The 22143-nt window shown below is 54.6% G+C and carries 15 protein-coding genes; 4 read left to right on the forward strand and 11 right to left on the reverse strand.

Translation table 11 applies throughout. The annotated features are described in order from the left end of the window. Nucleotides 1-48: 48 nt before the first annotated feature. From BJF95_RS16115 to BJF95_RS16140, 6 genes are all read right to left on the reverse strand, one after another. Complete coding sequence (locus BJF95_RS16115; RefSeq protein ID WP_075640496.1) at nucleotides 49-1050, reverse strand: DUF2891 domain-containing protein; 1002 nt, start codon at nucleotides 1048-1050, stop codon at nucleotides 49-51. Continuing rightward, nucleotides 1037-2029: a small ribosomal subunit Rsm22 family protein gene (locus BJF95_RS16120; RefSeq protein WP_075640497.1), complete on the reverse strand. Its 993-nt coding sequence runs from the start codon at nucleotides 2027-2029 to the stop codon at nucleotides 1037-1039. Before BJF95_RS16120 ends, BJF95_RS16115 begins: the two co-directional genes overlap by 14 nt. Nucleotides 2030-2109: 80 nt before the next feature. Beyond that, nucleotides 2110-2622 (reverse strand): GNAT family N-acetyltransferase, encoded by a 513-nt coding sequence (locus tag BJF95_RS16125; RefSeq protein ID WP_075640498.1) that lies wholly within the window; start codon nucleotides 2620-2622, stop codon nucleotides 2110-2112. Nucleotides 2623-2627: 5 nt separating this feature from the next. Further along, on the reverse strand, nucleotides 2628-3782 hold the full coding sequence (rnd, locus tag BJF95_RS16130; protein ID WP_075640499.1) for a ribonuclease D: 1155 nt from the start codon (nucleotides 3780-3782) through the stop codon (nucleotides 2628-2630). A 212-nt stretch (nucleotides 3783-3994) separates the two neighbouring features. Beyond that, complete coding sequence (locus BJF95_RS16135; protein ID WP_075640500.1) at nucleotides 3995-5392, reverse strand: multicopper oxidase family protein; 1398 nt, start codon at nucleotides 5390-5392, stop codon at nucleotides 3995-3997. A 95-nt stretch (nucleotides 5393-5487) separates the two neighbouring features. After that, nucleotides 5488-6735 (reverse strand): MFS transporter, encoded by a 1248-nt coding sequence (locus BJF95_RS16140; protein WP_075640501.1) that lies wholly within the window; start codon nucleotides 6733-6735, stop codon nucleotides 5488-5490. 227 nt (nucleotides 6736-6962) lie between these two features. On the opposite strand from BJF95_RS16140, the gene aspS reads away from it, so the two are divergent. Next, nucleotides 6963-8768: an aspartate--tRNA ligase gene (gene aspS, locus BJF95_RS16145; protein ID WP_075640502.1), complete on the forward strand. Its 1806-nt coding sequence runs from the start codon at nucleotides 6963-6965 to the stop codon at nucleotides 8766-8768. 138 nt (nucleotides 8769-8906) lie between these two features. Here the strand turns inward: aspS and BJF95_RS16150 are convergent, their stop codons facing one another. After that, nucleotides 8907-10118 (reverse strand): hypothetical protein, encoded by a 1212-nt coding sequence (locus BJF95_RS16150; protein WP_075640503.1) that lies wholly within the window; start codon nucleotides 10116-10118, stop codon nucleotides 8907-8909. 200 nt (nucleotides 10119-10318) lie between these two features. Here BJF95_RS16150 and parC point away from each other — a divergent pair, with 200 nt between their 5' ends. Continuing rightward, on the forward strand, nucleotides 10319-12595 hold the full coding sequence (gene parC, locus BJF95_RS16155) for a DNA topoisomerase IV subunit A (protein ID WP_075640504.1): 2277 nt from the start codon (nucleotides 10319-10321) through the stop codon (nucleotides 12593-12595). A gap of 139 nt (nucleotides 12596-12734) precedes the next feature. On the opposite strand, the gene BJF95_RS16160 is transcribed toward parC, so the two are convergent. Beyond that, nucleotides 12735-14660 (reverse strand): methyl-accepting chemotaxis protein, encoded by a 1926-nt coding sequence (locus BJF95_RS16160; RefSeq protein WP_139317541.1) that lies wholly within the window; start codon nucleotides 14658-14660, stop codon nucleotides 12735-12737. A 341-nt stretch (nucleotides 14661-15001) separates the two neighbouring features. Further along, nucleotides 15002-16966: a putative bifunctional diguanylate cyclase/phosphodiesterase gene (locus tag BJF95_RS16165; RefSeq protein WP_175577275.1), complete on the reverse strand. Its 1965-nt coding sequence runs from the start codon at nucleotides 16964-16966 to the stop codon at nucleotides 15002-15004. 343 nt (nucleotides 16967-17309) lie between these two features. Between BJF95_RS16165 and BJF95_RS16170 the strand changes: the two genes are divergently transcribed. Together BJF95_RS16170 and BJF95_RS16175 are read left to right on the forward strand one after the other, a co-directional pair. Further along, a complete protein-coding gene (locus BJF95_RS16170; protein ID WP_075640505.1) occupies nucleotides 17310-18356 on the forward strand; it encodes a class I SAM-dependent methyltransferase in 1047 nt (348 codons plus the stop codon). A gap of 340 nt (nucleotides 18357-18696) precedes the next feature. Then, on the forward strand, nucleotides 18697-20481 hold the full coding sequence (locus BJF95_RS16175; protein ID WP_075640506.1) for a sensor domain-containing phosphodiesterase: 1785 nt from the start codon (nucleotides 18697-18699) through the stop codon (nucleotides 20479-20481). Nucleotides 20482-20537: 56 nt separating this feature from the next. Here the strand turns inward: BJF95_RS16175 and BJF95_RS16180 are convergent, their stop codons facing one another. Both BJF95_RS16180 and BJF95_RS16185 read right to left on the reverse strand, forming a co-directional pair. After that, nucleotides 20538-21293 carry an arginyltransferase gene (locus BJF95_RS16180; protein WP_075640507.1) on the reverse strand — a complete coding sequence of 252 codons (756 nt, stop codon included), beginning with the start codon at nucleotides 21291-21293 and terminating at the stop codon, nucleotides 20538-20540. Nucleotides 21294-21615: 322 nt separating this feature from the next. Then, complete coding sequence (locus BJF95_RS16185) at nucleotides 21616-22077, reverse strand: RDD family protein (RefSeq protein ID WP_075640508.1); 462 nt, start codon at nucleotides 22075-22077, stop codon at nucleotides 21616-21618. Between the last annotated feature and the right edge of the window lie 66 nt (nucleotides 22078-22143).

The raw sequence follows: 22143 nt of genomic DNA on the forward strand, positions 1-22143 counted from the left end.
AAATTGCAGGCGAGATCACCTAGGGTGCCAAAATGCATTCGTGATGGATCAAGCCGACAGCGCCAACACCGCAAAGCTTGCCAGCCAATGCTCGCCCATATAATCGCCCGCCACATGGGCGAGGCCCGCTTGCAAATGGGTGTTGGCCGCTTGCTGCATGATGGTGCGGCGCGGATCGCCCTCTGGCAAGGCCGCAGCCAAGGCAAAGAAGCACCAGGCGCGGCTGAGGTTCAAACCGTCAAGATGGGCAATCTTGCCATCACTGCGGTCTGAAACGGTGGCAGGCTTCATCACATGCGCGGGCTGGCCCTTGCTTAAATCAGGCATGAAGCCTGAAAACCACGGCTCAAATGCATCAGGTGGCAAAAGCCTGCGCATGCATTCTGCTTCTATCAAGCTGGAGGATAGAAATTCATCGCCAGACGGCTCTCCCCAGGCCGTGCAATCGCGGTCTGCGCCATACCAGCGCTTGGCGGTTGTTTGTAAAAGCGAAAAGAACCCGGTGTTTTTGCTCACTTTCGCATAATCGCTCGCCAGCCGAAGGGCAAAGGCGGTGTTATAATGGGTGCCAACCCGCACCGGATAGGTGGCAAGCGGCAAGAAGGCTTCAAAGCGTGCGACGATGCGCTCTGTCAGCGGGGTAAGTGCTTGGCTCCATGTCGAGGTCTCATGATCGGTCAGTTCCGCGGCAAGCTTGAGCAGCCAGCCCCAACCATAGGGGCGCTCATAACCGCGTGCGGTGGGGCGGTCAAAATAGGCGCATTCGCCAGCGATTTTATCTGCCACCAGCATCTCGTCAAACAGGCGGCGAATGGCAGGAGCTGCGGGCATATCAGGATAGAGCCGCAGCAGATGCGCCAACATCCAATAGCCGTGCACACAGGAATGCCAATCAAAACTGCCGTAAAACACCGGATGCAGCGAGGCGGGGCGCACGCCATCTTCCACACCTTCAAACACATGCATGATGTGGTTGGGAAACTCTTGTCTCACATGACCAAGGGCAATTTCGGCAAAGCGCTGGGCGGTGTTCTGGTCAAGCGTCTGCATTCTTCGCTCCTGTTTCCCAAGCGATATGATCGCCCCAATCGGCGCGGCGGGCCGCCTTGAAGATCTCGCCATCGCGGCGGCTGATGGTGGTTTCCTCCGCAATGCCATCGGTGCGACAGAGCTTTATCCGCGCCATGCCGCTGGCAAGCCGCGGCGGCGAAAGAACCCGCGCACCCGACAGTGCAACCTTTTGGCGGCTGGCAGCAATGAAGATATATTTTTCATCTTCCCACGGCACATCGCCATTCTTGACCTGACGATGCACCCTTGAGCGGGCAACGCGACGGGAAAAATGGCACCAATCCGGGCTCACGATGGGACAGTCCATCTGGTGGGTGCAGGGCGCAATCAGATGCGCCCCCTCCGCAATCAGGGTCTGCCGTGCCGTGACAATCCTCTGCCAGCCAGCGGGTGTGCCCGGTTCAACAATGAGAATGGTATCTGCGGTCATGGCCCAGAGTTTTTGTATGATGCTGGCCACAGCATCCATGGGCAATTCATCCAGCACATAGGCGAGCGTGACCAGATCCGCCGGAGCAAGACTTGGCAGCTGTTTGACAATGTCGCCTGCCTGCCAATGACTGTCGATTGACAGCGCTTTGGCAAGGCTTTGGCCTACGTTGCGAATAGCAGGGCTTGCCTCCACCAAGGTGGCTTTCTGCAAGTCCGGCCAGCAATCACCTGCCGCCCAAAGCGCGGTGCCGGGGCCGGAGCCAAGATCAATCAGGCTTTGCGGTTTGAAATCACTATGGATCTCGGCAACGCTTTCCATGGCAGAACGCACGGCGGCAAAGGTGGCGGGCAGGCGGGCGGCCAGATAGGCTTTGGCCGCCAGATCATCACTCAAATGCAAGGTGCCGTCGCGCACTTCGCCCCGATAGCGTTTCGACAAGCGTTCCTGCGCTTTCATCAAGGGAGCAAGCGGCTGGTTTTCCAGCAGGCGATCCACGGCAGTTCTCAGAAGGGCAGGCAATTCCACGGGCGAAGATCCGGTTGGGACAAGAAAGCGGCAGCGTTACAGACTATTATCGGCTTTGACGAGCGCTTCACAGGCTCATTTTAATCTAACCCAATCTGAATTTCGCGCACTCGGATTTCAGCCCACTCTGACTTCAGCAATGACATTTGCATCAGATCGCCGCGCGTGCCGTCAGTCTTCCCGTAGGCGTGGCGCAAAACGCCTTCCTGTTGAAAACCAAGCTTGGTGTAAAGCGCGCGCGCCCGCAGGTTTTCCGGCAGATGCGTGAGCCAGATACGCTGGGCTCCGGCCTCTGAAAATGCCCAGTCCAGCGCAAGCCGCATCATCGCAGTTCCGACACCCTGATCAGGTGCGGCGACAATAACCCGTTTGATATAGAGGTTGTTGTGCGCATCATCGAGGTCGCGAAAAAACACAAAGCCCAGCCCATGGCCGTCATCGCCCAATGCGATCTGATAGGCGGCTGTCGCATCCGCCAGATTGGCAATATGTTCTTGCTCGGTAAAGCGGCCCACCAGCCGATCATAGCCCGGCTGGCGCTCCGTTGACATCAGAAACGGGATGTCAGCAATGCTGGCTCGTCGAAGCCGCATCGCGCTTACTCGGCAGCAAAATCAAAGGCTTCGATTTTTTTGCCAACAAAGCGCAGCGCCATACCACCATTGATCAGCTTGAGCGCTGCATCGCCAAACAATTCGCGTCGCCAGCCATGCAGGGCCTGAACATCGGCATTTTCACCGTCGACCGCGATTTTTTCCAAATCATCGGTATTGGCAATCATTTTGGCGGCAACGCCGTTCTTTTCGCAAGTCAGGCGCAGCAGAACCTTGAGAAGCTCGACGGCAGAGGCCGAGCCTTCCGGCATGTGATTTTGGCGTTGCAGCTGCGGCCAATCGGCTTTGGGAATAGCCAGCGCTGCGTTGACGGCATCGGTGATGGCGCTGCCTGCGCTGGAACGCTCCCAACCCTTGGGGATGGTGCGCAAGCGGCCAAGGGCCTCGCTGTCCTTGGGTTGTTGCTGGGCAATTTCAAAAATCGCATCGTCTTTCAGCACCCGAGAGCGCGGCACATTGCGAGAACGGGCTTCACGCTCGCGCCATGCGGCCACATTCTTCATCACCATCAGTTCCTGCGGCTTTTTCAGGCGCATTTTCAGGCGCTGCCAGGCATCATCCGGGTGGAGATCATAGGTGCTGCGGGATTCCAGCACGGCCATTTCTTCCGCAAGCCATGTGGCGCGGCCTTCGCGCTCCAGCTCGGACTTCAGCTTCAGATAGACATCGCGCAGGTGGGTCACATCGGCCAAGGCGTAATCAAGTTGCTTTTCGGTGAGCGGGCGGCGGCTCCAATCGGTAAAGCGCGAGCTTTTGTCGATGTGGATATTTTTGATCTTCTGCACCAATTGGTCATAGGACACGCTATCGCCAAAGCCACAAACCATGGCCGCCACTTGCGTATCAAAAATCGGTTGCGGAATAAGATTGCCGAGGTGGAAGATGATTTCAATATCCTGGCGCGCAGCATGGAATACTTTGGTGACAGCGGTGTTGGCCATCAGCTCAAACAGCGGGGCAAGATCGATGCCCTCGGCCAGCGGGTCTACAATCACCTCAAGGTCAGGGCTTGCCATCTGCACAAGGCACAGTTCTGGCCAAAATGTCGTTTCACGCAGAAACTCAGTGTCTATGGTAATAAATTCAGATTTCGCCAGTGTCTTGCAGGCAGCTTCCAAATCTTGCGTTGTAACAATCATTTCGCACCGGAATTTTTCGTCATAATTCTACCTTTCCTCCCCGCTTGCGCCGTGCTTGTCAAGTTGATGACGGCATTTGAAACGCCTGTGAGCAAAAACTCCCCCGAAAATACGTGATTGTGGCATTTTCGCCAAAAGAAAAGCACGCTTCATCTGCATCGTTGCAGATGCATTCAAAGCTATCCAATGCTCGACGTTTGAAGATGCGCGTATCAGGTGACGCGGAAATAGGCGGTCATGCCGGTTTTCTGGTGCTCGATAATGTGGCAGTGGATCAGCCAGTCGCCGGGGTTGTCGGCCACCAGAGCGAGCTGCACTTTCTCATCGGGCAGCACCAGATAGGTGTCGGAGATCAATGGGTCGACAGTGCGGCTGGACGAGGCGATGGCTTTGAAATTCATGCCATGCAGGTGAATGGGGTGCGCCTGTGGCGTGCTGTTTTCCAGCTCGATGATATAGCTCTTACCCAGCTTCATCTCCGCCAGCGGGGCGGTGGGGTCCGGGTCGTCGCCGGTCCACGGTTTTTTATTGATGGCCCAGAACGAATAGCCAAGCGAGCCACAAATGGAGGGACGGGCGGCATCCTCTGCCGTGGCGCTCAATACCAGCGGAATCCGCTCGGCATTTTTCAAATCCGGCATCTGGAAAGGGTTGGGCGAAAGCGGTGCAACATCGTTCAGACTGCGCTTGAGGGATGGACCAATGGCACGAAAACTGGCAATCACTTTCGGCGTGCTGGGCCGCACATCGATCAGCCGGGCCTCCTGGCCTTCGCCTTCCGGCATTTTCAAGATCAGATCAATACGCTGGCCGGGGGCAACAACGGCCATATCAAGCTTGCGAATATCGGGCAGGGGCTGGCCATCGAGTGCAACAATAGCCGCTTCTGCCCCCTCCAGCCGCATATTGTAGATGCGTGTGACATCGGTGTCGGCCATGCGAATGCGCACCAGCCCGCCGCTTGGCGCATCATAGCGTGGCTCCACCTGCCAGTTGGCGGTGCGCACAGTGCCATAGGTGCCAGCGCGGGCCGCATCACGCGGCTTGAACAGGGCAATGAACTGGCCATCGGCTCCGAGCCGAAAATCGCGCAGGTTCAGGTCAATCTCGGCATCAAACACCGGATCATTGGGGTCTTCGACAATCAACATCCCGGTCATGCCGGTGGAAATCTGATCCATGGTGTTGCAATGGGGATGATACCAATATGTGCCCGCATCGGGCGGCGTAAACGCATAATCAAAACTGTCGCCTTGATAGACATAGGGCTGGGTGAGAAACGGTACTCCATCCATTTTGTTGGGAATGCGCAACCCGTGCCAGTGAATGGTGGTGGCGTCGTCCAGATGATTGATCAGTTTGGCGGCAAAAGGTTTGTCGCGCGTCATGCGAATGGCGGGTGGCATGGAATCTTTAAAACCGGCAACAGCGTAGGTTGCCATTTTTCTGGTTTCATGGGCACCATCAATCACGGCAGAGGTAAACTTGGCCTCAATAGAAATCGGCTCTGGCTGGGCTGCGTGGAGCAATCTTGATGCGCCGAAGCCAATCCCGTAGATCCCTGCAACAGCAGAGGTTTTCAGCAATGTGCGGCGGGAAAGGGCGACCATGGCATGCTCCGGTATCGGAAGAAAGACAGGTCGCTTTTAAAGTTGATTTCTTTCGTCAGCAATAGCGTTCTGGCGTGACAGGGTCGCAGCACCGATCACTTTTTATCCTTTGGCTTTTCCGGTGTCGGCGGTGCCGCAAGCTTGGTAAAGTAAGTGGATGTGCGCAGCAGCGAACGAAACCGATAGCGTCTCTCTTCGGCTGGCACCGCGTTGCGAACCCGCATGCGCAATGTGGTGTAGATGATGAACAGGCACAGCACCACAACCGTATAGGTAAACAGTGCGCGAGGGCCAAAGTGGTCCAGAAGGACCGAGGCAAACATGGGTCCGACCACAGCACCGCAAGACCAGAAAAACAGCGTTCCGGCTGACACCAGCGCGTGCTGGCCCGGTGCCGCGTGGTCATTGGCATGGGCGGAGCATAGCGAATAGAGCGGCATGGCAAAGGCTCCGAAGAAGAAAATGCCAATGAAATTGAGCAACTCGCTGGAGCCTGCCACAAAAGACAAAAACAAGCCGCTGATGGCCGCACCAATGGCGGCCAGCAGAATGATGGTGCGCCGATCCAGCTTGTCGGAATAATGACCCAACGGATATTGCAAGACGACGCCCGCAAAAATGCCAATGCTCATAAAGGTGGCAATGGCCGTGACCGACATGCCAATGCCTTCCGCATAAATCGGCCCCAGTGAGCGAAAGGTGGAATTGGTCAGCCCCACCACAATGCAGCCAATGGTAGCCAGCGGCGAGATATGCCACAGCGCTTTCACATTGAACTGCACATGCTTTGGCGGCTCCGGGCTGGTGCGATCGGCAAAGGAGATCGGCACAAGCGAGAGTGAGAGCGCCATGGCAATGATGGCGAAGAGATCAAAGCCACCCAGACCCACTAGCGGAATGGTATATTGCGCGATGGTGCCGGCGCTCAGATCGACAAAGCGATAAATGGAAAGGGTGCGTGCGCGGTTTTCATTGGTCACGCGGGCATTCAGCCAGCTTTCGACGGTGGCGAACAGGCCTGCAAAACAAAGGCCTTGCGCCAGCCGCAGACAAAACCACGCAGCCGGATGAATAACCAGCAACATGGCAAGAGACGCCACCGATGCAATGGCGGCAAGGCCCGCAAAGGCGCGGATATGGCCCACCTGGCGGATCAGGCGCGTCACATAAATACAGCCAATGGCAAAGCCGATATTATAACCCGCTCCCACCACACCGATCATGGTGGTGGAAAAGCCCTCCTGCAATGCGCGCAGCGAAATGAACGTGCCTTGCAAGCCATTACCACCAATCAGGATTCCGGCGGTCACAAGCAAGGGGATGAGGGGGCGGATATCTTTCATGGCGGCAGGATCTCAAAAGGCGCGTTGTTGGAATTTGAGTCGCGCAAGTGCAGGATAAGTCTTGTAGACCGGCATGGGCTGCTGATATAGCGGGAATATTGCCGGAAGATGCGTTCAGCCTTGACAAATCAGGCAGGCCATGCGCTTTTCCGCCCGATTTTCCTCCGCCAGCATGTTGCACGTTTCGCGTGTTTGCTTGGCGATAGATACGTCCAGGATACATTAAAATGCATCGTTACCGCAGCCACACCTGTGCCGCTCTTCGCAAGTCCGATGTTGGTGCCACCGTGCGCCTTTCCGGCTGGGTTCACCGCGTCCGCGACCATGGCGGCGTTCTCTTCATCGACCTTCGCGACCATTACGGCATCACGCAGGTGGTGGCCGATCCCGATAGCCCGGCCTTCAAGCTGGCCGAGACCGTGCGCGGCGAATGGGTGATCCGCATCGACGGCGTGGTCAAGGCCCGTGCTGACGAGACGGTCAACAAGGCCATGCAGACCGGCGAAATCGAGCTGTACGCGCAAGAAATCGAAGTGCTGGCCGTGGCCAAGGAATTGCCGCTGCCGGTGTTTGGCGAGCCTGAATATCCGGAAGACGTGCGCCTGAAGTATCGCTTCATCGATCTGCGCCGCGAAACCCTGCACAAGAACATCGTCAAGCGCACCCAGATCATTTCCTCCATGCGCAATGGCATGGCAGAGCTTGGCTTTGCCGAATATACCACGCCAATCCTGACGGCCTCTTCGCCAGAAGGTGCGCGTGACTTTCTGGTGCCAAGCCGCATCCACGAAGGCCAGTTCTTTGCGCTGCCACAGGCTCCGCAGCAGTATAAGCAGCTGTTGATGGTGGCCGGTTTCGACCGCTATTTCCAGATTGCCCCATGCTTTCGCGATGAAGACCCACGCGCCGACCGTCTGCCCGGCGAGTTCTACCAGCTCGACGTGGAAATGAGCTTTGTGACCCAGGAAGATGTCTGGACCACGATGGAACCAATGATGACCAAGGTGTTCGAACAGTTTGCCGAAGGCAAGCCTGTGACGAAGCAATGGCCACGCATTCCTTACGATGAAGCCATCCGCAAATACGGCTCCGACAAGCCAGACCTGCGCAACCCGATTGTAATGCAGGCTGTGACCGAACATTTCCGCGGCTCCGGCTTCAAGATTTTCGCCAGCATGATCGAATCCAACCCCAAGGTTGAGGTTTGGGCCATTCCGGTCAAGCATACAGAAGCCACTGGCCCGATTGGCCGCGCCGTGTGCGACCGTATGAATGCCTGGGCACAGTCCACCGGCCAGCCGGGCCTTGGCTATATCTTCTGGAAGGAAGAAGACGGCAAGGTTGGCGGCTCCGGCCCTCTGGCCAAGAACATTGGCGAAGAGCGCACCGCTGCCGTTGCCGCTCAGCTCGGCCTTGAAGCCGGTGACGCCTGCTTCTTCGTGGCGGGTGATCCGGCCAAGTTCTACAAGTTCGCTGGCGAAGCTCGCACCCGTGCAGGCGAAGAGCTGAACCTGATCGACCGCGACCGGTTTGAAATGTGCTGGATTGTCGACTTCCCGTTCTACGAATGGAGCGAAGAAGAAAAGAAGATCGACTTTGCCCACAACCCGTTCTCCATGCCGCAGGGCGGAGAGGCAGCCTTCGACACCCAAGACCCGCTGACGCTCAAAGCTTACCAGTATGACGCTGTGTGCAACGGTTTTGAAATCGCTTCTGGCTCGATCCGTAACCAGTCGCCAGAACTGATGGTCAAGGCGTTTGAAAAGGTTGGCCTCAGCCAGTCTGACGTGGAAGAGCGCTTCGGCGGCCTCTACCGCGCTTTCCAGTACGGTGCACCTCCGCACGGCGGCTGCGCATTCGGTATCGACCGCGTGGTCATGCTGCTGGTGGGTGCCAAGAACCTGCGTGAAATCTCGCTGTTCCCGATGAACCAGCAGGCGCAGGATCTGTTGATGAATGCGCCAGCTCCGGCAACACCAACACAATTGCGCGAACTGGCGCTGCGCGTGGTGCCAACGCCGAAGAAAGATTGATGCTGAAATACGCATCGCTGTGAATAAAATGCCGTGGTTCGCCACGGCATTTTTTTGTCTGCAGATAAAACAAAACACAACATACAAAAAAGCCGCCTGAAGGCGGCTTGATCGATTTCAAATGATAGACAGTTCGTCTCAATCGTTGGAGGTGACGCTCACGCCCAGCACCTTCGGCAGGGTTTCCGGCGCACCCATTGCCGCACCGATAATCATAGGGAAGGGGACCGGGTTTTCCGGCTCTGCCGTGACGGTGAAGCTCTTCGGATTGTCGATATAGGCATTGACCGCCGCCGAGACACTGTTTTGCAGGGCACCCAACTTAGCTTGCGCCAGAAGAAGTGGTGTCATGGCCTTGATCATCTGGCCCATGTCCTTGGCTGAAACGCCCTGCTTTTTTCCGCTATACTCGAGAGCACGGGCGGTGAGGCCTGCGTCCTCAAAGCGGATGTCAGCGCCGAGGAAGGACATTTGCTGCAAAAGGCCAAGAGTGGCAATGCCGGCGGCCTGCTGTGCCTGCGGGTCTGCCGAATTGGCTTTGGATGCGGCGGCGGCTTCCTGAATTTGCTTCATCAGGTCCATCGTGTAGCCAGACAGGCTGAACGAGATGTTGAGCTTGCCGATATTCTTGAAGTCCAGCGCATATTCTTCAACATCAACCGTGCCGGAGTGCAGCTCCCAACTGCCCTTCATGGTCATTTTGCCATCAAGGTTTGACAGGCCAAGCGCGTCAATTGTCTCTTTGCTGTTGGGGTCTTCTACCGACGAGAGGTCAAGCTTGACGCCATTGACGGCGGCATCAAAGGACAGGCTGGCGCCATCATCCTCAATCGCAGATGTGGCCTCGATTTCGCTGATCGATACCACGTCCTTGCCGTCTGCCTTGATGGCGATTGGGCCGCTATGGGCCTTTTCGTAAAACAGCATGGAGGAAAGGTCGTTGGTGCCGGTTTTTCCAGGCACAGTCACGCCGGAAAGATAAAGGTCAGACGCGGTGATGGTGGATTTTTCGGAGGTCACGTTGATCGGCTGAAAATCAACCCGATCAATCTCGTAGGAGCCATCATCCATGGCGGCAACGCCGGTCATGGTCACGTTGCCAACCGGCACAGGGGTTTTATCCTTGCTGTCTTCGGGCGTGAAATTTGCGTCTTTCAACACGACGGTGTCGCCGTTAACATCCACGCCACTGGCATTGATGACCACACCGCTTGAAGCATAGGCAGCGTTGATTTTTTTGAGAAGATCCTGGCCGTCCAGCGCGAAGGCCGAATGGGGCAGGATGGCGATGGCCGCGCTGGCGAAGAGAAGGCTACTCATGAGGCGTTGGGCGGATTTATGCATCGTCATAATAGTTTCCCTTGAAAACAAACCGGTAAGCGCATCGCATATGTCGATATTTCTTTATAATGTGAGGCGCTAAACCACAAACGCCTTTTATCGGGACTTATGTATTATTCTGGTTTCTTCTTGCAGGATTGCCTCGGTAATCCACAGCTGCATCCCCCGGAATCCTTGCTGTCCAAGGCTTTCTCCGCTAGGCAAGGGCTATGGGAAAAAGTCTTACACCGCCGGGCGATGGTGGCGATCACATCACGCCGATTGATTTGAAACACGCGCTTGAAGAGCGCTACCTTGCCTATGCGCTGTCCACAATCATGCATCGGGCCTTGCCAGACGTGCGCGATGGGCTCAAACCAGTGCATCGCCGCATCATTCATGCCATGAGCGAAATGGGCATTCGTCCCAATTCAGCCTTCAAGAAATGCGCCCGTATCGTTGGTGACGTCATCGGTAAATTTCACCCGCATGGCGACCAATCGGTCTATGATGCACTGGTGCGTTTGGCGCAGGATTTCTCCCAGCGTTATCCGATTGTTGATGGTCAGGGCAATTTCGGCAATATCGATGGCGACTCAGCCGCTGCCTATCGTTACACCGAAGCGCGAATGACCGAGGTTGCTGCTCTGCTGTTGGAAGGCATTGAGCAGGACGCGGTGGATTATCGCCCGACCTATAACGAAGAAGATGATGAGCCGGTGGTGCTGCCGGGCGCATTTCCCAATCTGCTCGCCAATGGCTCGTCTGGCATTGCGGTTGGCATGGCAACCTCCATTCCGCCCCACAATGCCCATGAGCTTTGCGATGCGGCCCTGCTTCTGATCAAGAATCCTGCGGCCACGGTGGAAGATCTGTTTGCCGATCCCGCCAATCCGCAGCGCGGTGGCATTGAAGGGCCGGATTTGCCCACCGGCGGCATTATTGTCGAAAGCCGCGAAAGCATGATTGAAACCTACCGCACAGGTCGCGGTGGCTTTCGCGTGCGAGCAAAATGGGAAACGGAAGATCTCGGCCGTGGTGGCTATCAGATTATCGTCACCGAAATTCCGTTTCAGGTGCAAAAATCCCGATTGATCGAAAAAATCGCTGAATTACTCATCGCCAAGCGCCTGCCGCTGCTGGAAGATGTTCGCGATGAGTCAGCGGAAGATGTGCGCCTGGTGCTGGTGCCCAAGAGCCGCACGGTTGACCCGACCATTTTGATGGAATCGCTGTTCAAGCTCACCGAGCTTGAAAACCGCATCCCCATGAACATGAACGTCCTTTCCCAAGGCAAGGTGCCACGGGTGATGGCGCTCAATGAAGTTTTGAGCGAATGGCTGGCGCACCGCAAGGATGTGTTGGTCCGTCGCTCCAGCTTCCGGCTGGCAGCCATCGAGCGACGGTTGGAAATTCTTGGCGGCCTGCTGATTGCCTACCTCAATCTGGATGAAGTCATTCGCATTATCCGTGAGGAAGATGAGGCCAAAGACGCGCTGATTGCGCGTTTTGAGCTGACCGATACGCAGGCCGAAGCCATCCTCAACATGCGCCTTCGCAATTTGCGCAAACTCGAAGAGTTTGAAATCCGCAAAGAGCATGATGCGCTCTCGGCCGAAAAAGCCGAGCTGGAAAAGCTTCTGGGATCGGATGATCTGCAATGGAAAACCATTGCTGGCGAGATCACAGACGTCAAAAAGAAATATGCCAAGGTTACCGAGCTTGGCCGCAGGCGCACGCTGTTTGCCAGCGCGCCGACGGCAGATGTGGAAGCCATCCAGCAAGCGATGATCGAGAAAGAGCCGATCACCGTGGTGATCTCGGAAAAAGGCTGGATCAGGGCTCTCAAGGGCCATAGCTCAGACACGTCCACCTTGACCTTCAAGGAAGGGGATGCCTTGCGCGTGGCATTCCCGGCGCAAACCACCGATAAGATCGTGCTGGTGACAACAGGCGGCAAGGTTTACACGCTGGGCGGTGACAAGCTGCCGGGTGGCCGTGGCCATGGCGAGCCTTTGCGTATCATCATTGATATGGAAAATGATCAGGATGTGCTGACCGCTTTTGTGCACGACGCATCGCGCAAGCTGATGTTTGTCTCCACCTCTGGCAATGGCTTCATCGTCACTGAGAGCGATATCGTCGCCAATACCCGCAAGGGCAAGCAGGTGATGAATGTGGTGATGCCGGAAGAAGCCAAGCTGGTGGTGCCGGTGTCCGGCGATCACGTCGCGGTGGTGGGTGAGAACCGTAAGCTGGTTGTGTTCCCGCTTTCGCAGATTCCTGAAATGAGCCGCGGCAAGGGCGTTCGTCTGCAACGCTATAAGGATGGCGGCATATCGGACATCAAGTTCTTTGCGCTCAGCGCTGGCTTGACCTGGGAAGACAGTGCAGGGCGGGTCTTTAGCAAAAATAAAGACGAATTGCTCGAATGGCTGGGCGACCGTGCAGCGGCTGGCCGACCTGTGCCAAAGGGCTTTCCGCGCAGCGGCAAGTTTAGTGGTTGAGCCAAGGAGCGAAGTCTGGAAAGCCCTGACTGTAGAGATTTTACATGCAAAAAGGGGCGCACCATTGGCTGGTGCGCCCCTTTTTGTATGGTTGAAAAACGCTTTGAATACGAAGCGTCATTTTCTCGGCGTTGCGGCCCTACGGGTTGATCTGGTTGAAGTACCTGTCTTCCGAGTCGGGGCCGCCCATGGCCATGTTCAGGGCGAAGCCTTTAGCACGTGCCTGTTGCACGGGGACTGTTTGTTCGGGGGCTAGCTTTCGCGTTGACTTGGCAGGTGCAGCTTTGCGCAGTTGGGCGGCACCGGGTTGCGACAGGTTCGCTCGTCCGTGATTGGCGTTTGCCGTTTGGAAAAAGGCAAGCGACGTTTGCAGTTCCTCGGCTTGCGCCGTCAGCTCTTCTGAGGTTGCCGACATTTGTTCAGAGGCGCTGGCGGTTTGCTGCGTCACCTTGTCCAGTTGCTGGATCGCTTCGTTGATTTGCGAGGCACCCAGATCTTGCTCCCGGCAAGCTGCCGAAATTTCGGAGACGAGTTCTGCTGTTTTGCGGATATCGGGCACCAGGCGGTGCAGCATCTCTCCAGCCGACGTTGCTGCCTTGACGGTATCGGCAGAAAGGCCACTGATTTCGCCGGCTGCTGCCTGAGAGCGCTCGGCAAGCTTGCGCACTTCTGAGGCAACAACGGCAAAGCCCTTGCCATGCTCACCAGCGCGGGCCGCTTCCACGGCGGCATTGAGTGCCAAAAGGTCGGTCTGTCGCGCAATTTCCTGCACAATAGAGATCTTTTCAGCAATCGTGCGCATGGCCGTAACAGCCTTTTCCACGGCCTCGCCTGAAACTTCTGCGTCTTTCGCAGACTGGCGCGCAATTTTTTCCGTCTGAGAGGCGTTGTCGGCGTTCTGTTTGATATTACCTGCCATTTGCTCCATGGAGGCAGAGGCCTCTTCCGTGGCAGAGGCTTGCTCTGTCGCGCCCTGCGAGAGTTGTTCCGATGAGGCGGAAAGCTCCTGGCTGCCGTTGGTGACTTGATCTGCTGCGTTGGACACGCTGACTGCGAAAGTCGTCAAATTATCAACCAGAGAATTGATCGCATCTTTCATCTTCTGATGGTCACCTTCGCAAGCGATGGTGACGTGCTCGGTCAAATTACCTTCTGCCACAAGATTAAGAACGCGATTGCCCTCGCCAATGGGCAGTAAAATAGCATCCAGCATCCCGTTGATACCCAAAACCATTTTGCCAAAGTCGCCCACAAAGCGTTCCGCATCACCTCTTTCGCTCAAACGCCCAGCCGTGGACGCAACGATCAGGCGATGAATTTCGGTGACAATGTCTTTGAGATTGCGTCTCAGTGTTTCGATGGTGTCATTGATAAAAGCTTTTTTGCCGGGGAATTGTTCAAGCGTTGCCTCGAAGTTGCCTTCACCAAATTGCTTGATGCAGGCCATCGCTTGCTTTTTGACCGCTATGTGGCCACCGACCATCGTGTTCACGCCCTTGGCCATCACGGCAAAGTCGCCTTTAAAGCGTTCAACCGGGACGAAGACGTCGATATCACCCTTGTCATGTTCGGCAGACATATGGTTCATCTCGGCAATGAAGCCCTTGAGATTATCACGCAGTGCCTCGACTGTTTCGTTGATAAAGGCCTTTTTTCCAGGAAATCGTTCCAGTTCAGCCTCAAAATTACCTTCTCCAAACGCCTTGATGCAAGCCATTGCTTTCTTTTTGACCGCGATATGGCTGTCCACCAGTTCGTTGATATTGTGCGCCATGTCAGCAATTTCACCCTTGAATGCTGCAACAGGGATCACCGCATCGATATCGCCCTTACCGTGCTCGGTCGCCATGCGGTTTACGGCATCGCTGAGCGCATGGGTTGGTGCGGTCGCCTGGTCGAGCAGCGCGTTGACAGCGTCCAGCAACTCTTTTGCATCGCCCGACGCCAAGTCCGTCTTAAGACGAGACGAGATGTCACCATTGGCCATCGTGCGGGCAAGGTTGTGGATCTCTGTGATCGCAAATCGAGCTTTAGAGGAGGCCTTGAAGTTGGTATAAAGAGACATGATGCGTTCCTCTGAAGTGTCGAAAGGGTTTGCTCTGATCGATTGGAGCAGACACAGCTTCTATGAACGAACGTGCTCTCATCAATCGCGTTTCAGTGACCCACTTATTGGGAACAAAATTAAAGAAAAAATGAATATTAGAAAATATGTAGATTTGTTGTTTATGTGACGCTAAATGTTACGGTTAACAACATCTATACAGCGCCTTACGGCTTATGTGGCGCACGGCGCTGGAGCACTTTGGTCCGAAAAGTGGAGCCCACTTTTCGGCACGATGCTCTCGGTTTTTGTTTACGCATCGGATTTATCCGAAAACCGATTCTCACTTTTCGGCCGATGCTCTAGGCTGCCAATCGCGACCTGAAGGCTGCCAAGGGGGTGGGGCGACCAAGATGGTAGCCCTGCACATAATCGATTTTGAGCTGCTGCATCAGCTTCAGCTGTTCTTCTGTCTCGATGCCTTCCATCAGAATTTTATGACCCCGGTGGCGAAGCAGGCTGATGATGTCGCGCAGCAATGAGCGGCCCCGGTCTGTCTCGCAGTCTTGCAGGAAGGAGCGGTCAATCTTGACGGTGTCGAAATTGAAGAGCCGCAGCCAAGACAAGCCGGCAAAGCCGGTGCCGAAATCATCAAGCCATATTTTAATGCCCTGCGCTTCGAGATCCTTGATACAGCGCAAAATCACAGACTGATGATCCATGTTGATGCCTTCGGTGATCTCAAAGGCAAGGCGGTGGCCATCGACCCCTGTCTCAGCCAGAATCGCACTTACTTTTGCGGCGAAACCTTTGGACTTGAGCTGGATGGGAGAGACATTGACGCTCACCATAGGGGCTGCGAAAGGAACAAGAATGTCTGTGCAGGCCTGCCTTATGCTCCATAGACCGAGATCAAGGATAGAGCCTGTGCGTTCTGCGATGGGGATGAAAGCGACAGGTGATACCGGCGTTCCGTCCAGCAATTTCAACCGCATCAATGCCTCGGCGGCTTCAAGCTGGCCGGTCTTGACGTTCAGGATGGGCTGATACACCAGAGACACCAGATTATTGGTGATGGCGACGCGCAAGAGAGCGGCTATATGTTCGTTGTCGTCGCCGGTCAGAGGATCGGTCGGATCAAACAGACGCACACAGTTACGGCCATTGGCTTTGGCGGAGTAGAGTGCCCTGTCCGCTTCGGTGATGATTTTCTCAAGCCTTGAATCGCGTTGTTCGCGTGTAAATGCGGCTCCGACGCTGACAGTGACAATCGAAAGCCCGTCTTTGCGCTGGTCGTGGGACAGCGCCATATTTTCCACCGTCTGACGGATCATTTCTGCCAATTGCATCACGTCTTCACGGTTGGCGGATGGCGCAATCACAATAAATTCCTCGCCACCATAACGGCCCAGAGAGGCGTTGAATGGCAGAAGGGCATTTTTCAATGTGGTGGCGATCAGCACAAGGCAATGGTCCCCGGCCTGATGGCCGTAGAAATCGTTATATTTCTTGAAGAAATCCACATCGACCAGAATGGCTCCGAAACCAATCGCGTCGTTTTGCCACTCGTTCCAGCTGTCGCGCAGGCGCTGATCAATCGCGCGGCGGTTATCCACGCCGGTCAGATAATCGGTGTTGGAAAGGCGTAGCAGCGCCTTGCCGCGCTCTGTTGCCTCGCGGTTTTGCTTTTTCGCTTCCAACGCGTTCAGATAGACATGAAAGCGCTCTCTGTTAAGCCGCAGGTTGACGTAGCTGGTGAATGCAAAACAGGCGACATAGAATGTGCCAAACGCCAGCACATATCCGCTATCAACAGGTGCTAGATAAAAGAGCGCCAGGAAAAACAAGCCAAGCACGCATGTCGATGTGATGATCGACAAGATAATGTCAAATCCGAAAAACAGGTTGGCGCTCATCATGAACAGGCTGCCAAACACCATGTAATAGCGGAAATGATCGGCTTGCTGGGTCATTGCGGCGGGGCAAAGCCACGCCACATAGCTGATCACCAGTGCCATGGCGCAGGTGATATCCATTGTGTTTGATTTGACCTTGATGAAGAACAGCAGTTCCAGAATCAAAAGGCCAATGACGCAAATCATGATGCGGCTGATGATCACCGTTTTGGCAACGTCAGGAATCAGTAAAATGTCTGTGATCGAAAAGGCCAGATAGATAAACGCAGCAGCCCACAGGCCTTGGCGGGCTGAACCGACGCGTTCGGACTGTGTCTGGTCTTTGTAAAGCTTCACGATTTCGGCATTCCGCTCTTTGTCTAGAATTTCACGCCGATCCGCCATGCCTGGGTCGCGTCGCCTATCAATCATGCTGGTGTCCATCGATTCTCGCTGATTGAATAGAAGTAATAAAGCTTATTCTCTCAAACGTGTCACTCGAATACTCAGCACATCAAAGGTTTTTTATTTCAAAATCTAGAGGCTTTAATATTCATTGTTAATAAAAAAGCGTAGAACAAATCTATGTACCTTGGGTGGAAAACATAGTGGTGTACATGCTGTTATCTAGGCTGTTTCTTCAATAATCCTATTGTTACGCATCACATGGTGCTAGACGTGTCACCGCGAATCGGCTTTTATGGTTAACAAATAATTAATAATTTTATAGCAGTATTATTAACATCTGATCATCTATATTAAAGGTGTGTTAAATATGAAGTCTGTTGACGTGTTATTGGATGGGCAAAGTCTTGTCACGCCACGCTCGATTGCTGCAGAAATTTTGTCCATCAAAGATAATTCAGTGAATGAGCATGATAAGCTAACGGCTGAATCGGAGCTTGCGATTATCCTCAATTTAGCAGGTCAGCAAATTGAAAAAAAGATGGAGCCTGATCAAATCCATGGCATGCTTGGAGCCAACCTCCATGCCCTGCGCGCAAAGTCCGCTCCCGCCATTTGGCAGCATCTGATAGGGCTTGCGCAAAACCATTCCATTGCCAATTATTTTCTACAAGACCCCTTCACCCGCTGGTCCTTTGTGAAGCCACGAGGCTATTCTGGCGATGCGCAGCTGATTGACTTCATTTATGGTCATCCCAGCCTCAATGATGAAATTGCCAAATCAACCCCCACCGGGCTTGCACTCTATGAGGTCAACCGGAATTCGTCAGCATCCATCGCTGTGCGTGAACGCCGTGATCTCTTGACGAAGCATGTCGATGAAATCGCCGGTTCGCGTGGCCGGGACACTGAAATTCTGACAATTGCTGCAGGTCACTTGCGCGAAGCAAACCGTTCTGTTGCCCTGCAACAACAAGGGATCAAACGATGGGTGGCTTTGGATCAAGATCCGATGAGCATTGGTTCTATCCGTCGTGATTTCGCCAACACCTGTATTGAGGCCGTCGACGGATCTGTGCGCAGCCTGCTCACCAATGCACATGATCTGGGCACCTTCGATTTTGTGTATGCCGCTGGCCTGTATGATTATTTGAACGACAAGGTCTCCATCAAGCTGACCCGCAAATGCCTGCAAATGCTCAAGCCCAATGGCGTGTTCATGTTTGCGAATTTTTCTGAAGACATTATCGCCGATGGCTATATGGAAACATTCATGAATTGGGCGCTGTTGCTGCGCACAGAGGAAGACATGTGGCGCATCATGCGCAGCAGCACGGTTGATGGCGAGTTTGATTGCTTTGTGCGCTTTGGCGAAAACCGCAATATTGTTTATGGTTTTATGCGCAAGGTTGCCTGACATCTGCCGCAGACGCGACGAGGGTGCGTGCACTGCTTGCGCCTTTTGCGGATCAATTGCTCTGCAAATTTTTGAATTGTTGCGACATTGAAGCGCCGCCGGTTTGATAAAACCGACGGCGCTTCAGCTGTTTTATCGATTTCTAACAGTGAAATTATATAGTCATTCACCAATATGTAATTCATGTTGGAAAAGAACCGATTCCACACTGGGTTACCCCTTTTATTTAAGGGGTCTTGCGCCATATCGATCAAAGAGTTTTCACGGACCAGCGGATTGCTGGCCGTATGGTGCCATGGCGATCAATTGACGCTCTTGGATTTTGAGTGTTGGAGAGATTATGAGCATCGCTGAAGCGAGAGAGATTTCAAGACTGGCAAGTCTGCGCAATCTAAAAATATTGGATACACTGCCCAGCGAGTCTTTTGATCGTGTCACCCGCATTGTGGCACAGTATTTCGGTTTGCCGATTGCTGCGGTTTCGCTCACCGATGTTGACCGGCAATGGTTCAAATCCCACGTTGGCGTGGATCATACGCAAATCCCGCGCTTTAAAGCGCCGTGCTCTGAGGTTGCCGAAACCTGCAAGCCGCTTGTTGTGGGTGATTTTGAGCTGGACCCTTACTATGTGGACAGTCCTTTGGGGCAGGCGGGTGTTCGCTTTTACGCAGGCGTGCCGCTGATTACGCCGGATGGTTATGGTCTTGGCGCGCTTTGTGTGCTGGATACGCAGCCGCATGCGGTTGATGCGCAGCAAATGGCTGTGCTGACTGATCTCGCGGCGATGGTCATGGACCAGATCGAGATGCAGCATGCTGTTGGACGCATCGAAGCCGTGAGCGGGCTGCCAAACCGTTACCAGCTTTTCAGCGATCTTCGGGATCTGCAAATCCATGCGGCGGGAAAGCCGCGCTTGCTCAGCTGTCTTGATCTGGCGCAGACAATGCAATTTGATCGATTGTCGCGGGTGATGGGGCCAAGCCATTTCGATGGCATTGTTGCCTCGGTGGCGGCATTCCTGCGCAGCCATGTTGGAGACGAGCGCACGGCTTATCAAATTGGTCCGACGCAGTTTGCAATTTTTGCGCCCGAAAATGCAACGCCCGCAAGCTGTGTGCCGGTTCTTGAACAGCTGTTACGCGATGTGGGAGAGGTTTCCGACCTGCGCATGACGATGACACCATCCATTGGCGTCATCTCCTTTGATCCTGGCGATATGTCGCCGGAAGATGCATTGCGCGCCTTGCACGGTGCGGTGCAGGATGCTCGCAACAGCGAAACCGGCATTGCGTTCTATTCTGCGACCCGCGACCTATGGCACCAACGGAATTTCCGTCTTCTGCATGATTTTCCAAAAGCGCTGGCGGAAGGCAATCAATTGCACCTGGCCTTTCAGCCAAGGTTATCGTTCATCACGGGGCGCATTGAAAGTGCCGAAGCGCTGTTGCGCTGGAATCATCCTGAGCTGGGCAACATCTCTCCGTCTGAATTCGTGCCGGTGATTGAGGCGTCGGGCCAAATCAGGCAGTTGAGTGCCTGGGTTATTGATCAATCTCTGCTGCACCTTGCTAGATGGCAGAAAAATGGCTTCGATTTGCGCCTCTCGATCAACATCTCCGCCCTTAATCTCAATGAGCCCGATTTCTTTGACTTGCTGATTGCAAAGCTGGCGCACCATGGGGTTTCGGCAAGCCAGATTGAATTTGAACTGACAGAAACTGCCGTGATGGCAGAAAAAGAGACGTCGTGTGATCTGATGCAGCGGATTTCGGATCTGGGCGTGCGTATTGCCATTGATGATTTTGGCACCGGCTATAGCAATCTTTCCTATATGCAAAAATTGCCCGCCGATGTGGTGAAAATCGATCGCTGTTTTGTGGCCGACATGCTGCTTGGTAATCGCGAGCGCGTGCTGGTCGACTCGATGATCAAGCTTTCCCATAGTCTGGGCTATGACGTGGTGGCGGAAGGCGTTGAAACGCGGGAAGCCGCTGATCTTTTGCAGGCTATGGGCTGTAACGAGCTTCAAGGTTTCTGGTTGTCACGTCCAATGCCTGAGGAGGCGCTGTGTGCGTGGGTGCTTGAAAAGCGCGCCGCAGACCTAGTTCACGCAGCCGTCGCTTAACGTATTTCCGTCATGGCCAATTGAGGATCATGACGGAGATGCTGCTGCCTTGCCGATCAAGACGGATCGGCATCGGGCTGATAGCGCGTCCAGCCTTGGCTCATAAGGTGTTCCTGCGGCAGAAAACGGATTTTATAGCCCATTTTTTGTGAGCCATTGACCCAATAGCCGAGGTAAACATGGGGCAGGCCCATCTCATTGGCGCGACGAATATGATCCAGCACCATGAAGGTACCCAGCGAACGCTTGTGAAGGTCTGTGTTGAAAAATGAATAGACCATTGAGAGGCCGTCACTGAGAATGTCTGTGAGAGCCACAGCCACCAGTTCGCCCGGGCGCTCTGAACCCTCTTCGGGCGGCAGGCGATATTCAATAACGCGGGTTTTTACGTGGCTGTCTTCCACCATAATGGCAAAATCCAGCGCCGACATGTCTGACATGCCACCCGCTTGATGGCGATCATCCAGATAGCGCCGAAACAGCGAAAATTGCTCGGTGGAGGGCTGGGCCGGAAAAACCGTGCTGGTCAGGTCGGCGTTCGCAGCAAGCACTTTGCGCATTGTGCGGTTGGGTCGAAATTCCTTGGCAATGATCCGAACAGACAGACAGGCGCGGCAATTTTCACAGGCGGGTCGATAGGCAATGTTTTGTGAGCGACGAAATCCGCCTTGCGTCAGCAGATCATTCATGTCCGTTGCCCGCGCACCCACCAGATGGGTGAAGACTTTTCGTTCCATTTCGCCGGGCAGGTAAGGGCAGGGTGCCGGCGCTGTCAGGTAAAACTGTGGAGAGCTTGTTGCCTGTGTGTTCATCGGTTTTCCAAAAGCCCTCGTTGAGCAATTCAACATAGGATAGTTTCGAAGACGGTATTATGCACGAATATCTGAAAGTTTACAGCACCCCGCAGCTGTGCCGATTGCTTTGGTGGCGAAACCGATTCTTCTTCCCATGAGAATGAAGGATGATTGTGGAACGTCAAGAGTGCAGTTTGGCGTTGAGCGCCAGTCGGCAGCAATGCAGCTTATATTTTGCAAAAGATATAAAATACGACAGCGCCGGGGCCAGCAAGGGCGCACGGCGCTGTCATGAAAAGATTCTGGTTGAGAAGAGTCTGCCGCTCAACTGGTGCGCTGATCAACTGGTGCGTATGGTGGCTGTGCCCAGCAACAGATCATGCACCAGCCTTGAGCGCTCGATGAAAAGACCGGCCAGCAAGATCAGTGGTGTCAGGACCGAGTTGAGAATCCAGAACAGCGCCAGATGGGCAATGGCGGTGACAAAGTCGATTTTGCCGCCATCCAGGCGGATCATGGCAATGCCCATGGCCCGCATGCCGGGGGTGGCCTGCGCGCGTCCGGCCAGAGAGAGGCCGAAATAGAGGCCAGCCACCACAAAAAACAGGATGGGATATAGCAGCCAGCCAAGGCCAAGCGTGACGATGCCAATGAAAAACACCGCGATCGCCGCTGGAAGGCACAGCACCGCCACCAGCACATAATCAATGGCAAAGGCGAAAATCCGACGCGACAGAACGCCACTGTAGGCGCGCCAGTCCGTCGGCACTGTATTGGCGGTCATGTTCGGGTCGAAGCTCATCATCATCTCCTTGGTGATTGACCATGATATGGGATGTTTCGACCCGAGATTCAATTTCGCCCTTGA

Source organism: Rhizobium oryziradicis, from assembly GCF_001939045.1.
Lineage (GTDB): Bacteria > Pseudomonadota > Alphaproteobacteria > Rhizobiales > Rhizobiaceae > Allorhizobium > Allorhizobium oryziradicis.

Excerpts from the sequence above, each read along its gene's own strand:
- BJF95_RS16115 (WP_075640496.1), bottom strand. The coding sequence starts at position 1,050 with ATGCAGACGCTTGACCAGAACACCGCCCAGCGCTTTGCCGAAATTGCC.
- BJF95_RS16165 (WP_175577275.1), bottom strand. The coding sequence starts at position 16,966 with ATGATTGATAGGCGACGCGACCCAGGCATGGCGGATCGGCGTGAAATT.
- BJF95_RS16125 (WP_075640498.1), bottom strand. The coding sequence starts at position 2,622 with ATGCGGCTTCGACGAGCCAGCATTGCTGACATCCCGTTTCTGATGTCA.
- BJF95_RS16185 (WP_075640508.1), bottom strand. The coding sequence starts at position 22,077 with ATGAGCTTCGACCCGAACATGACCGCCAATACAGTGCCGACGGACTGG.
- BJF95_RS16170 (WP_075640505.1), top strand. The coding sequence starts at position 17,310 with ATGAAGTCTGTTGACGTGTTATTGGATGGGCAAAGTCTTGTCACGCCA.
- aspS (WP_075640502.1), top strand. The coding sequence starts at position 6,963 with ATGCATCGTTACCGCAGCCACACCTGTGCCGCTCTTCGCAAGTCCGAT.
- BJF95_RS16180 (WP_075640507.1), bottom strand. The coding sequence starts at position 21,293 with ATGAACACACAGGCAACAAGCTCTCCACAGTTTTACCTGACAGCGCCG.
- parC (WP_075640504.1), top strand. The coding sequence starts at position 10,319 with ATGGGAAAAAGTCTTACACCGCCGGGCGATGGTGGCGATCACATCACG.
- BJF95_RS16135 (WP_075640500.1), bottom strand. The coding sequence starts at position 5,392 with ATGGTCGCCCTTTCCCGCCGCACATTGCTGAAAACCTCTGCTGTTGCA.
- BJF95_RS16150 (WP_075640503.1), bottom strand. The coding sequence starts at position 10,118 with ATGACGATGCATAAATCCGCCCAACGCCTCATGAGTAGCCTTCTCTTC.
- BJF95_RS16140 (WP_075640501.1), bottom strand. The coding sequence starts at position 6,735 with ATGAAAGATATCCGCCCCCTCATCCCCTTGCTTGTGACCGCCGGAATC.
- rnd (WP_075640499.1), bottom strand. The coding sequence starts at position 3,782 with ATGATTGTTACAACGCAAGATTTGGAAGCTGCCTGCAAGACACTGGCG.
- BJF95_RS16160 (WP_139317541.1), bottom strand. The coding sequence starts at position 14,660 with ATGTCTCTTTATACCAACTTCAAGGCCTCCTCTAAAGCTCGATTTGCG.
- BJF95_RS16175 (WP_075640506.1), top strand. The coding sequence starts at position 18,697 with ATGAGCATCGCTGAAGCGAGAGAGATTTCAAGACTGGCAAGTCTGCGC.